Origin of the sequence: Rubripirellula tenax, from assembly GCF_007860125.1 — a bacterium.
GTDB classification, from domain to species: Bacteria; Planctomycetota; Planctomycetia; order Pirellulales; family Pirellulaceae; genus Rubripirellula; species Rubripirellula tenax.
Genome location: NZ_SJPW01000004.1, coordinates 500121 through 513140 on the forward strand (window position 1 = coordinate 500121; position 13020 = coordinate 513140).

8 protein-coding genes and 1 pseudogene are annotated in these 13020 nt (G+C 55.1%); 5 read left to right on the top strand and 4 right to left on the bottom strand.

Going from position 1 to position 13020, the window contains the following annotated elements; all coding sequences use genetic code 11:
• Nucleotides 1-27: 27 nt before the first annotated feature.
• From Poly51_RS16410 to Poly51_RS16430, 4 genes and pseudogenes are all read right to left on the bottom strand, one after another.
• A complete protein-coding gene (locus Poly51_RS16410; protein WP_146458865.1) occupies nucleotides 28-1449 on the bottom strand; it encodes a sulfatase-like hydrolase/transferase in 1422 nt (473 codons plus the stop codon).
• A 298-nt stretch (nucleotides 1450-1747) separates the two neighbouring features.
• A pseudogene (locus Poly51_RS16420) lies at nucleotides 1748-1882 on the bottom strand (transposase); the annotation flags it as partial.
• Nucleotides 1883-2051: 169 nt separating this feature from the next.
• Nucleotides 2052-3566, bottom strand: coding sequence for a sulfatase family protein (locus tag Poly51_RS16425; RefSeq protein WP_146458868.1), 1515 nt, complete (start codon nucleotides 3564-3566; stop codon nucleotides 2052-2054).
• A gap of 16 nt (nucleotides 3567-3582) precedes the next feature.
• The gene (locus tag Poly51_RS16430; RefSeq protein WP_186775603.1) at nucleotides 3583-6009 is read right to left on the bottom strand and encodes a sulfatase-like hydrolase/transferase; all 2427 of its coding nucleotides are present in this window, start codon (nucleotides 6007-6009) and stop codon (nucleotides 3583-3585) included.
• A 532-nt stretch (nucleotides 6010-6541) separates the two neighbouring features.
• On the opposite strand from Poly51_RS16430, the gene Poly51_RS31335 reads away from it, so the two are divergent.
• From Poly51_RS31335 to Poly51_RS16455, 5 genes are all read left to right on the top strand, one after another.
• The gene (locus tag Poly51_RS31335; protein WP_246114559.1) at nucleotides 6542-6823 is read left to right on the top strand and encodes a transposase; all 282 of its coding nucleotides are present in this window, start codon (nucleotides 6542-6544) and stop codon (nucleotides 6821-6823) included.
• A gap of 26 nt (nucleotides 6824-6849) precedes the next feature.
• Complete coding sequence (locus tag Poly51_RS31815; protein WP_390621791.1) at nucleotides 6850-7992, top strand: IS3 family transposase; 1143 nt, start codon at nucleotides 6850-6852, stop codon at nucleotides 7990-7992.
• Nucleotides 7884-9098: an autotransporter-associated beta strand repeat-containing protein gene (locus Poly51_RS16445; RefSeq protein WP_146458870.1), complete on the top strand. Its 1215-nt coding sequence runs from the start codon at nucleotides 7884-7886 to the stop codon at nucleotides 9096-9098. The genes Poly51_RS31815 and Poly51_RS16445 overlap by 109 nt, the downstream gene beginning before the upstream one ends.
• A 106-nt stretch (nucleotides 9099-9204) precedes the next feature.
• A complete protein-coding gene (locus Poly51_RS16450; RefSeq protein ID WP_146458871.1) occupies nucleotides 9205-10581 on the top strand; it encodes a tetratricopeptide repeat protein in 1377 nt (458 codons plus the stop codon).
• 275 nt (nucleotides 10582-10856) lie between these two features.
• Nucleotides 10857-12983, top strand: a complete 2127-nt coding sequence (locus tag Poly51_RS16455) for a PEP-CTERM sorting domain-containing protein (RefSeq protein WP_186775604.1) — start codon at nucleotides 10857-10859, stop codon at nucleotides 12981-12983.
• Nucleotides 12984-13020 lie beyond the last annotated feature (37 nt).

Below are 13020 nucleotides of genomic sequence, written 5' to 3' on the forward strand. Positions count from 1 at the left end.
TGTCACAGAATAAACCTTCATTGTTGGTTACCGTTCGCCCCTTGAAGCAGCTTCAATTGTTTTTTGTCGCGAGTCTTCTTCGCTCCGTACGTTGGGACCGTGGGCGTCAAGCCATTTCGGTTCGACATTCTTTGAATCCCACTTAAGAATCAGTTGACCTAGGCGTTTGACCGTATCGGGCTGCTGTTTTGCTAGGTCATTGCGTTCCCAAGGATCATTGGCCAGATCGAAAAGCAAGTCTCGATTCTTGTAACCACTGCGAACCAACTTCATGTCACCATCTCGCACCGCAAAACCGTATTGCTGATCGCCCATCGCGTAACGCCAGAAGAAACGCCGCGACGATTCCGCCTGTTCCTTTCCGCCAGCCACTAGCGAGGGGATCAAGTCGACGCCATCTAAATCACTGTTTGCGTCTGCTGCGATTCCAGCGGCATCCAAAACAGTTGGAAAGATGTCGAGCGCCGAAATCGGCGATCCGTGCGTCACTCCCTGCGGAAATCTTTCTGGCCAAGTCATCAAGAAAGGAACACGAATCCCGCCTTCGAACAACATTCCCTTGTGCCCACGGAACGGAAAGTTGACCGCATGCTCTTTGCGGCCACCGTTGTCGCTGTAGAAAATCACCAACGTGTTTTCGGCGATCCCAACTTCTTTCAACTTATCCGTCACACGGCCAATGCCTTCGTCCATCCCGGCGACCATGGCACCATAAACCGCTCGACCACCGTATTCGATGTGTTCGGTTTTCGACAAATGTGTCTTCGTTGCCTGATCAGGTGCGTGAGGCGCGTTGTAGGCGAGATAGAGAAAGAACGGTTGATCACGATGCCGATCGACAAACTGCACCGCTTCGTTTGAAAAATCATCCGTCAGATACGTCAGCGTTTCCGGGTCCACCGGCAGGTCTCCGCGGTGAACGCCCAACGCGACAGGCTTCTTTCCAACGTCACCCCAGTAGCTCAGGCCACCGGCACTAAACCCAAACCATTCCTGAAAGCCACGACGATTAGGCCAGTACCGAGGCGTGTCGCCCAAATGCCATTTGCCGATCGCGCCGGTAACGTAGCCCGCATCGCCCAGCACGTTTGCCAGCGTCTTCTCGCCCAACGGCAAGCCAGGAGCCTGGTCGCCAAACGCGACTGCACCGGGCTCCGGATTGCACTCGTGGCCAAAACGCTGTTGGTATCGACCGGTCAACAATCCGGCACGACTGGGACTGCAATAGGGATGCGACGCATACCCGCACTCAAATACCACGCCCGACTGCGCTAAAGCATCGAGATTCGGAGTCGGAATCTCCTTGCAACCGTTGAAACCAACATCGCTGTACCCCAAGTCATCCGCAACAATTAGCACGATATTTGGACGCTGATCGGCATGGCTATCTCCGGAAGTACGAAACAGGACTGCAGCGACAACGGTGGCAAAGTAAACGAAACGCATCATGGACAACTATCAGAGGAAAGAAATTTAGAAAGTGGGATCGCCTAGCGCAGCACGCTAGGCACTGTCTATCAAAGGAGTGGAATGAACCGTCATATGGCAGCGAGTTGCACGAAGCTCAGATAGGAGCAGGTCAGTTTATCGTATCGCGTTGCCACATCACGCGACTCTTTGAGCCAGCCGATGAGGCGTTCGACGAAGTTTCTGGCTCGGTATCCTTCGCGGTCGAACGATCGATCTTTTCCAACGCGTCGACTCGCCTTAAAGGAGTTCGGTAGATCCGCGTCCATTACTCTTCACGGGTCCATCGCCGAAAACGTGCGTAGACGGCCTGCCATTTCCCAAACACAGCAGTCAGGTCACGCCACGGAGAGCCGGTTTTGAGTACCCACATGATTCCGTCAATGACGACTCGGTGATTCATCCACGGACGCCCACGCTGTCTTTTTCATTGCGAGGGAAGCAGATGTCGGATTGCATTGAACTCTCGGTCCGTGAGATCATATCGGGGCATTTGGCGTCCTCCTTGGGTATCTGTCGCAAGACTCCCGGGAGATTGCCAAATGTGTTTTTCAATTCAAAAACCAGCAGTTACGAGACAGGTCCTAGCTGGCTGGGGTCGTTCGCTCGCCGCTGTTGCGAATGCCGATGTACGTGTCTCGCATCTGCTTGACTCGGTCCGCTTGCGACGGATTGTTCACCATGTTCTTTGCTTCGTTTTCGGTTGGGTTGTCATCCAAGTTGAACAACGCGATCGGTTCAAATTTTGAAACCTTGTGATCGCTTTGCAGGATCAACTTCCAGCCGTCTTGGCGGTACATGACTTCGTGCTTACTGCCCGCCTGCATCATCAGATAGTCGCGAGGTTGAAAATCTCCTTTGCCGGTCAGCAACGGCAACAGATTCAGCGAATCCATTGCCTCGTCAACGGGCACTTGGACGTCCAATAGAGCCGCCATGGTTGCCAATACGTCCTGATTGATGACTATCTCGTCACTGACGCTGGCCGGTTGAATGCGCCCGGGCCAAACGGCGACGAATGGAACACGATGCCCGCCTTCATGCGGCGCATTCTTGAATCCTCGCCACTCGCCGCTGGAATCATGCCCGGCCTTCACCGAAGCTCCAATGCCCAATCCACCGTTATCGGACGTGAACACAATCAGGGTGTTTTCGTAGACGTTATTGGCTTTGAGAGACTGAACAATCCGAGCAACCTGATGGTCGAGATCACGAAGCGTATCGAGATGGTTCGAGGGAGTCGTTCCTGCGATCTTTAGCCCGTCAAATTCGGCCGTTGGCGTGTGTGGCAAGTGAACGTGGGGACTCCAATAGCAAAGAAAGAATGGATCCTTGCCTGCCCGCTGGTTTACAAAGTCGACAGCCTTGGCCGACAGCAATTTCCCGATCTCGCGAGCGTCCCAGTTGGAATCGCCCGGGCCCGGGCCCTTGTCCGACACGAACTTGGGGTCGATCGCCGTTTTCTCGTCCAGAAATATGATCTTCGAATCGTCTTTCAACGGAAGCCAGTCACCGTTTTCGTAAACAGTGTAGCTTGGTCCTTGAATGCCACATGGCATCGTCAGGCTGTAATCAAATCCGATCGAGCCTGGTCCACCGCCAACCATTTTGGCCATGTCGACGGTTGCGTTGGGATCGTTGCGTTCGTTCTGGCGATAGATTTTTCCGGTCTCCGAATCCAGGAAGTCGCCGCCGAGATGCCACTTGCCGATGAAGCCTGTCGAGTAGCCCGCCGATTTGGCGACGGTCCCAAGAGTCGCTTCGCCCGCCTTGAAGGGACTCTCGCGGAACGAGCCCCACACGCCCCACGGTGCATAGCTGCGATAGTTCATATTGCCGCTCATCACACAGTATCGCGTTGGCGAACAGAGCGCCGTCGCGGAGTGAGCATCGGTGAACCACATGCCGTCACGGGCGAGCTGATCCATCGCCGGCGTGGGAACCTGAGATTTTTTTCCTTGGAACTTTTCTTGGTAATGGTTCACATCACCAAGCCCCAGGTCGTCGGCCATGATCAGCACGATGTTGGGACGCTCGACTGCGGAACAAACCGACGTTAACGAGAATAGGAGAGCGAAGGTAGCGAGATATTTTTTCATAATTCAGAAGTGGGAGTTATCTAGGAACGATCCAGACGTTGCGAAATCGATTCGGGTTGCCGTGATTTTGTAGATAGATCGGGCCGTTGGCCACTTCGGGGCGAGGCCCAGCGGGACCGCCACCTGTGCCTTCGGGCAGGCTAATGTTGTCTTGAATTTTGACGCCGTTAAGAATGACCGAAATCACCGCGTTCGAAACTTTGGATCCGCCCGTAAAACGAGCTGCCTTGAATTCGATCTCCATGCTTTGCCATGCGAGCGGCGGCAAGCACATGTTCAAATCAGCTGCCCGAATTCCATAGACGCTGCCGCTCCACGTATCAACGGGCTTTAGCAGATCCACTTCTTTCCATGCGTTCGGATTCGGATCGAGCCCAAACGTGTCAGCGATCTGCACTTCATAGGCTCCCACGGCAAAAACTCCGCTGTTACCGCGGTGTGGGTGACTGATCGGTGGCTCGGGCTTTAGCGGCACCAAGTATTCCAAATACAAGGTGAAGTCTCGGAAGTTCTGCTTGGTCGCCGCACCCGCTTGCAATGTTCCGTTGACGATCTTTGCATTCTTCCACGCGTTCGTGTTTGAACCATCGAACAACACGATCGCGCCGGCGGGCGGCTGTTTGCCGACAGCAGCTTTGCTGCGATCCACCTTGGTCCAACCCTGCAAACGATTCTGCAAATCGCTCAATTCGATCCACTCATGAGCTACCGCATCGCCATCCCATCCGGCGCCGGGCAAACCGCCTTGATAGATCGACAGATAAAACTGGTTACCCGCAGGTGTCGCCTGCAGTGCTTGGCGGTCCTTTACGAATTCACCGATGAAGGCGAACCCTGGAAACTCCTTCACGGCAACCCCTGCGTCGGTCCAAGTGGCCGCGTCCGGGTACGGAACGATCTTCGGCTTTGGCTTTTCCACTTGATCGGTCGCCTTGCGAGACGGCTGCGCGATCGCGTCTTGATTTTCGACTGCGTTGTCGCTGGCGTCCGTTTGTTCTGATTTCAAAAAGTCATACTCAGCCGTAACACACGTCCCTTTGGATTCCTCAAACACCAATTTTAGTGACGCTTTGCTTTCGGGGTATCGTCCCTTGTCATCGGTTGCGTGCTCCCACTGCTGCAAGTGTTCGCGGTGTTCCGTCAGCACAGTTGCAAACTCAGGATCTTTTGCCAAATTGACGGTTTGATGCGGGTCCGACTCTAAGTTGAACAGCTCCTCTTCAGGGCGATTGACGGCGTCGTGATACGATGCCTGCAACGGACTGAGTTCACCGTGTGCAAGCAAGTCACGAAGTATTGTGAACGTCGCGTAGTTGTCGCGATACTGTGGCTGATACAACGCTCGGTCGGTCTTGTAGTTGCGGATGTACCGAAACTTCTGAGACCTGACCGTACGCATTCGATCAATCGCGTTGCCCATACGATCTCGAGCTGAAATCACAAACTTCTGCGAGTGGTACAGATCTGCAAACAGATCGTGTCCCTCCATGAAGTCGGGAATGGTGATACCTGCTAGACCAAGCGAGGTGGCCGTGATATCGATGCCGCTGACCAAGTCCGAACGAGATTCACCACGCGCAGCTTGAATGTTCTTTGGCCAACGAACGATCAATGGAACCTTGGTTCCATCGTCGTACAAAAACTGTTTGGCTCGCGGCAACGGGCTGCCGTGGTCGGTAAAGAAGAACACCACAGTATCGTCCCACAAACCGAACTCTTTCAGACCTTCGATGATCGCACCGACTTGCGCATCGGTTTCGGCGACCTGTTCGTAGTGCCGGGCGATTGCGTTACGGAACACGGGGTGGTCGGGATACTGCGGCGGCACCGCGACTTGATCGTCTCCGACGCGACTCTTGGCCGGAAACTTCGATCCCGTTTCGCCGTCGATCTTGCCTCCTTTGAGCTGGATTTGCCCGAAGAACCGTTTGCCCTGCAACTGCTTCAACCACGAAACATCACGACCGACCATGTGTGCAACGACTTGCCTGCGTGTGGGCCGCTGGAACTCGGGCGAATACATCAGATCCCGATCTCGCTTAAAATTGTAGTCATCCTTCGCCTCGTTGAACGTCAAGTAGCCCGCTTCGCGGAACAACTCGGGAACCGTTCGCAATCCCTCCGCCAACGGCATTCGGATCATGGTTCGGTGTTGATGCAAACCGTATGTCGTCTGCATCGTTCCGGTAATCAGTGCCGATCGCGTTGTCGAACAAACCGGTGCCGGCATGAATGCGTTTTGAAACAGAACACCTTCCGCGGCGAGACTATCGATATGCGGAGTCTGGGCAATGGGATCGCCGTAGCATCCCATCCAATCGCTCATGTCATCAACGTAAATCCAAAGAACATTCGGTCGATCGGTTGCAACTTCCGCTCGACACACGCTTGAAAACATCACAGCGGCTAAGAGCAGGATGCGAATGATGTGGTGCGTATTCATTGGTTTAACCAGAAACAAATCTTCGCCGACAAGTAGGAAAAATCTGAATTCGATGCAAGCGACTGCGGTGAGTTGAAGATAGCGGGCGTCGAGACCGCAGCGGCGGACATAGAGGTAATCGCGTCTACCTGTCCGAATTCGAAAACTATCGAGCGATATTCTCTGAGAATCTACAAAACATGGGACATCGCAAGAATGATAGTCTAACATCCTGTCGCAGGATGCTTGCACGACCACATACCGCAAGAACGACGTGCTTGAAGCGGGCACCTATTTCGTTGGTTGGGGGCAATGCAATCTTTCACTACCAATTCCTGCGTTGCCGCAGAGAATATCTGTAGTCGCAAGTGTCGACAGTATAAATGAGCCTTGCTCGTTTTTATCACCCCGCTTTACCCATTCGCTAGCTTCCATGAGCGGCAAAAACAACGCGACCACACTACTTTTGCTACTCGTGTTGACTTGGAATGCTCCCCAAAACCTGATCCAGGGGTTATGAAAGTCTAGAGCCAATTCCGGCGAAGGATTTTCCATGAGCAAGAAACGACGACGACATTCACCCGAACAGATCATCAAGAAGCTACGTGATGCGGATGCCATGCTGGCGGCCGGCAAGAGCGTTGGCGAAGTCCTCCAAACGCTCGAGGTCAGTGAAGCCACGCTGAGCCGCTGGCGGAGCCAGTACGGCGGCATGAAGAGCGAAGAGGCCAAGCGGCTCAAGGCACTCGAAGAAGAGAACAACCGACTCAAGAAGATCGTGGCCGACCAAGCTTTGGACATCTCGATGCTGAAGGAGATCACCAAGGGAAACTGACGACCCCTCGATCGCGACGCGCGGCGGTGCAAGAGCTTCAACAGAAGTTCGACGTGTCCGAGCGACGTGCTTGCCGCGTGCTCGATCAACCTCGGTCGAGTCAGCGATTTGAGGGGAAGCCGAAAGATGAAGACGAACAATTGACCAAGCGAATTCTTCAGTTCGTACGAGAACGCCCTCGTTGGGGTTATCGACGTATCTGCCAACTCCTTCGCCGCGACGGTGAGACCATCAACATGAAAAAGATGTATCGACTTTGGAAAGCGGCAGGACTGAAGGTGCCACGCAAACGCCGTAAAAAACGTGCAACTGGCGTCCGCGGCAATGCGTGCGACGTTCAAGCCGCGGCTTTCGTCCACGACGTTTGGACGTGGGACTTCGTGCAGTCTTCGACGCTCGATGGACGGACCATTCGCTTCTTGAACATCGTCGACGAATACACTCGGCAATGCTTGACGATCAAGGTTGGACGCAGCATCACGAGCGAAGATGCGATTGACACGCTGGCAGAGCTGTTCGCGATGCACGGCGTTCCGAAACGACTTCGATGCGACAACGGTCCGGAATTCATCTCGACAGCGATCAAGCAATGGTTGGCGACAATCGGCGTGGAGATTCTTTACATCGAACCAGGCTCGCCCTGGCAGAACGGCGTCTGCGAGAGTTTCAATAGCCGACTGCGCGATGAGTACCTGCATCAAACGGACTTGATCAATGAAGACGACGCACGGACGAAGGCACGAGCTTGGCGGGAGGACTTCAACACACGCCGCCCGCACAGTTCGCTTGGTTACCTGACCCCATCGGAGTTCGCGCGGCTCAGCGTGGCTTCACTGACCTCGAGCGTTTGCAGGACTTCGCCAACGCTCTTGCCGGCCGCCAGCATGGCATCCGCATCACGTAGCTTCTTGATGATCTGTTCGGGTGAATGTCGTCGTCGTTTCTTGCTCATGGAAAATCCTTCGCCGGAATTGGCTCTAGACTTTCATAACCCCTGGATCAGGTTTTGGGGAGCATTCCAAGCGGGGGCACCCTGCAGAATAACAATTCGAATGTCGATTTGGGCAACCGCGCCATCACGATTGATGCCGATGGCGGCACCATCATCGCGGGCTGGACCAATCGCAGGGTTTCAAGTGACGGAGAAATTTCCGGCGTCGGCAAGCTGACCATTGCCAATGACAGCTCGTCGGTTCGACTCACCGGTGCCAACACCTATTCCGGTGGCACCGAGCTTCAAGGCACCGTTTGGGGGCAAACCGATACGTTGGGTACGGGAGATGTCAATCTGAATAGCGTCACTGCCGGGCGTGGTCATCTGAAGAACTATCTAGGATCGAGCACACACTCAAACAACATCATCATTGACGACACCAACGGTGGCCGTTTGTCGGCGGGTTGGAATAGTGACCTGACCCTCGATGGCGTCGTTTCCGGAGCTGGAACCCTACAAGTCGAGGGTGACAGCGGAACCGTCGTCCTGGCGGGTGCAAACACCCACACCGGCAACATCGAACTGCTCGCAACAAACAGCGTCTTGAAGGTAACCGGCTCACTTGGCAGCGGATCCTACGCTGGCACCATAAGCGGCGACGGAACCTTTGAATACGCCGGATCCGGCACTCAGGTGCTTACCGGCGACAACGGCTACACCGGCACCACCACGGTGTCCGCCGGCACACTGGTCATCAATGGTGACAACTCTGCTGCAATCGGCGACGTGACGGTTGCCTCCGGTGCAACGCTGGGTGGAACGGGTACGGTCGGCGGTGCGACGACGATCTCCGGGATTCACGCTCCGGGAAATTCGCCAGGCGTTCAAACGTTTAACAATGGGCTTACCTACGATGGTGCCACGATCGAATGGGAATTGGTCTCGAACACCGATTCGCTCGGAGACCGCGGAATTTCCTTTGACGGGATCGATGTCTTCGGTGGCCTGACTTTCACGAATGCGACAGCACTTAAGTTTGTGTACGGCGGAGCGGTGAATTTCAGCGACGGATTCTGGGCATTGGACCGTGAATGGCTAGTCTTCTCGGGTGCATCGAGCTTGACGGGTAACGATAGCCAACTGGCGTTCGACCAAAACGGAGCCAGCCCGAACGGTTTGTTCTCGTTGATTTCCAAAGGGGACGACAATGTCTACCTCAGTTACACCGCCGTTGCGGTGCCTGAGATGTCCAGCTTGTTGATGGCCGCCATGGGCATTGGGATTGCTGGTGTTGCTCGACGTCGGCAACAACATAAAAGCAACACTCGCAAGAACGCTTAGCATTCGCGTTGATCTCAGTCACAATAAAGCACTCGCAGTCTCCACGACGGCGGGTGCTTTTTTTGTTCTCATTCGCCTCACTCACTTTCAACCTCAGCAGGTTCCCGTGTTTAAAATATTGTCACCGATTCGTTGGCTCGGTAATTCACTGGCATGCCTGTTGATGACCCTTTGCGTTGCATGGAACCCGGCGACGACTCGTGCGGATGAGATGACGGCCGAGTCGCTGCTTCGCGAGTACATTCCGAAGGTCACTGCCAAACACGAAGACGTCCAACGGGCGATCGTGATCTTCAAAACGGGGAACTTCCTGCAGGCTCGTGCCCTGTTGGAAGCGGCACAGCAAGCCGACCCGGATTTGCCGCCCGCCGGTATCATGCTTGCCACGATGTTGTACGCGGCCGATCAACCCGCCTTGGCCAGAGCCGAACTGGAACGCGTCGGACAGGCAATCCCCGACGAGCCCAGCGTGTTGCTGTTGCTAGCCGAAGATGCATTGGCCAATGGCAACTATACCTATGCCGACCTGGCGTTCCGCCGTTGCGCCGACATGATCAAAACGACTGCGACGAACGAACATCGCAACAAGAACCTAAAGAATCGCGTCGTCCGAGGATTGGCTGCGATCGCCGAAGCACGAGAAGACTGGCCGTTGGCGGTCAAGCTGCTTGGCCAGGTGCTCGGCGATGACCTGAGCGATTCGAACATGGTGGCAAGGCTGGCGCGAGCCGAGTTCAAAAAAGGCAACGCCGACGCATCATTCTCGCTGTTGAAAAAGCACTGGGAATCAGACCCTACCAAAATCCAACGTCCCGAAGTGACCCAGGGATTGCTGTTCCACGAAGCGAAAGACACTGTGGCATCCGCCAAGTACATGAAGATGGCGGCCGAGGCAGCGCCGAAAGATGCCCCGACTCAAATCAAGGTGGCCCAATGGGCATTAGAGACCGGGGACACCGACATGGCACAGGCCTGCGCCGAACGCGCAGTCTTAAATTCGGATCCTTCGATTGAATCACGTTTACTGGCGGCGCTGGTGGCTCGCTACAAGAAGGACTATCCGATGGCGAAGGACTATTTGGAATCGGTTCATCTGGAATCGCCGGCCAACCTGGCTGCGATCATCGAACTTGCCATCGTGCTTAGCGACATGAAAGGGATGGAGAATCGTGGGATCCAATACGCACAACTCGGCGTCAAGCTGCAACCCGATCTTCGCTCGCCGGCTGGCCGAAACGCGGCGATGGCGCTGGCGTGGATTCTGCATCGGTATGGCGGGCAAGCAGAATCCGAAAAGATCTTACAGCAGGTGCTCGTCGGCGGCCCAATTAGCGTCGAGAGTTCCTACTACGCGGCCAGAATTTTGATCGCTGGGAAGAACCACGCCGCTGCCAAGAATCTGCTTGAGCAAGCCCTTGCCACGGGCCAGATTTTTCCGAACTACGACGAAGCGAAGCAGCTACTCAAAACTACAAAGTGGTAACGGCGATGAATGCTCGTCATGATTGTCACTGTGATCCATTTGTCCTGTTGGTCGACGTTGACCCTTGTTTTTCCGATTGCGAACCGATGCCTTATACCTCCAATCGATCCAAATCTTCGTCGCGTTTTGGGCTGCGGTTTTTCACCCGAACCCTAACGTTACTAATTCCGGTTCTGGCGACACAGTTCGCGTGGGGCCAAAACGTTGTCAGGCCGCTATCGACGGATCCAATTGGTAAAACGCCCAGCATCATTGGGCTCAATAGTGGCAACTACATGCCCGGGTCCAACAACAGCAGCTTCTGGCGTTGGACCGGAGTCAACGGTGCTCGCATCTTTACGTCGGCCCCCAATATCGAACAGGTCGACGACATTTCCGGTCACGGCGATGGGGTCAATAGCCAATCGTCATTCCTTGCTCGTCGCGAAGCGGTCCGGTCCAACCCCACCGACCCTTCGTTGATCAACTTCTCGGTCTTTGAAGACGGCTACAGGAACAACGATTCGGGATTCATCAACTTCGACCATGCCTACGGCGACCTTGCCAACAACGGCATCAGCCAGTTAGCAATCATCAACCGCACCGCGGGCCAGTATCCGATGGTCCAAGACGATTCCGCCGCGGGATGGGCGGACCGCTGGGAACATTGGCAGCACTTTTACGCCCAAGCCTACTACCTAGGCAGCAACCACGACGTCGAGCGTTTCAGCATGTACAACGAACCGGACCAAGGCAGCCAGAGCGTCACTCAAGCCGACTACCTGTTGCGGCTTCAGTTGGCGTCGGACGCGATTCAGTCCGCATTGGGCGACGTAAACCGCGACTTTGGCAAAAGCCTTACCGCCAATGTCATCGCACCCATCACCGCCGGTTCGGCCAACGAGTACTTTGCACGCACCGACAACTCCGACACGCGCGATGACAACCAAGGTTGGGGCGAACTGGTGATCAACAACTTGAACACCAACTTCTTGGGACAAGTCGACACGAATTTTCAGCTGATCCATACCTACGGTTACCAGCAGTACAACGCAGACGGGCGAGAATACGCTGCCGACCTGAACTTCATCAAAAACGAAGTGGCTCGCGACATTAGCCAGAACAACTTGATCGGCGAAGTCAACGTTGCATTGACCGAGTTCAACGTCCACTCCAACGGCGTGTTCGATACGCGCACAGACGACCTGAACACGCCATCGCGTTTCGCTCGGCTGGGAGGGATCTTTGCGGGGCTGGCGAATGAACAGGTCGACGAGCTTTACTTGTTTAAGTTTGACTCGAACGCCGAAGACGCCGACCTACAAAAAAACGCGATCTTTACCAACAGCCGCTTTGACGCGTCCTACGACGTCGGCGGCGCCACCAAGGCTGCGGGCGTGTTGCAATTGTTCACGAAGGGATTCGCCGGAGGTCAGGATTTGTTGGGCGTATCGGAAACAACAAACAACCTGGAAGTGGCCACCAGCTACAACGCATCCAAGGACGCCTTCTACATGCTGTCGGCAAACGAATCGTCATCGCAGAACCGCAGTCTGACATTCGACCTGTCCGCATTAGGTGTCGAGCCTGGCGCGATCGTCCAGATCGAAGAAGTATCCGAAGGCAAAATGGCCGAAGTCACACACCGCATCGTCGTCCCCAGCGACATGATGATCAACGTCGATCAGGCGAGCGAAAGCGTCCTGCTGTTGTCCGTACCTCGCACCGCCGCAGATCATCTGGTGGACTTGACCGCGTCTGTCGACGCGACCGTTCGTGCCGGCAACAACATCAACAGCAACGCCGGAAGCAGCGACAACATTTTCGTCCGAAACGTCGCCGACGGACCCGACGGTCGATCGGTCGGATTGATTCAGTTCGACACCACCGGGATAACAGAAGTAGTCGCCGTCGAACGTGCTGTGCTGCAACTCCATGGTGAAATCAGTGAAGGCAGCGAGGAATTCGTCACCGCGCATGTGTACGGCATCATTGGTGACGAATGGGACGAAACAACGATCACTTGGGGCATGACCGACAACTTAGGCGAGTCCACCGGCACGGCGACGCTGGTTGCCGACAACTTTATCCTCGGTATCGGTGAGACCGCCGAGTTTCTGGGGCACCTGACGGTTAGCCAATCACTAGAATCCGTTGCATTGGACGTGACCGGATTCATGCAACACTACTCTGACCAGAGGGTGCAATTCTTGATAGCACGGGAAGTCCGTTTCGATGGCGAGAACGTCGACCGTTCGGTCGGAGCGATTCGGTTCGATTCCAAGGACAACGCCAGCGGCCTTGGGCCAAAGTTGCTATTGGAATTGCGAAACGTCGTCGCTGTTCCCGAACCAAGCACGTTTGCGTTCCTGGGCTTGGTCGGCGTCGGCGTGATGGCGGCTCGCAAACGACGTCGACGTTGAATCACCAAGCCGGTGGTGGCTCAGGATTTAGCGGAAA